1 pseudogene is annotated in these 427 nt (G+C 24.4%); it reads left to right on the top strand.

Annotation, left to right across the window (positions count from 1 at the left end):
- Positions 1–427, top strand: a pseudogene (locus QP548_RS16835) (plasmid replication protein); the annotation flags it as partial.

Raw genomic sequence — 427 nt, 5'->3', positions numbered from 1 at the left:
AATATAAGCTTAAAACAAATAAAAAATATAGTAAATAAATTAAAAGATTTAGGTTTACTTATTATTGAAAATGTAAAAAAAAGAAACTGTTATTTTCTGCCATTACCCAATAAATTACCCAATAATGAAAACATTACAACCCCTGATACAACAAGCATAGAAGGTAATAAAGCTACTCCTAGGTATATTAGGAATAATAATATAGATATAGATTCTAATAGTAACTCAAAAGAATTTAATGCAGACATGTATGAAAAATGTACAAGTCTTGTTGATGTTAGAAATAAAGTTAAAGAGTTACTTAAAGCTGCAAGAGTTAAGAGCTCTTGGATTAAGAATAAGGTTTTAACAAAATTAAGTGAAAACTATAGAAATATAACTGTTAAATTTTTAGAGAGTTATATTAATACAGTCATTGAGAACACTA

Source organism: Clostridium sp. UMB9555A, from assembly GCF_030222355.1.
GTDB lineage: Bacteria > Bacillota > Clostridia > Clostridiales > Clostridiaceae > Sarcina > Sarcina perfringens.
This window is presented reverse-complemented; position numbering and strand designations above follow the sequence as displayed.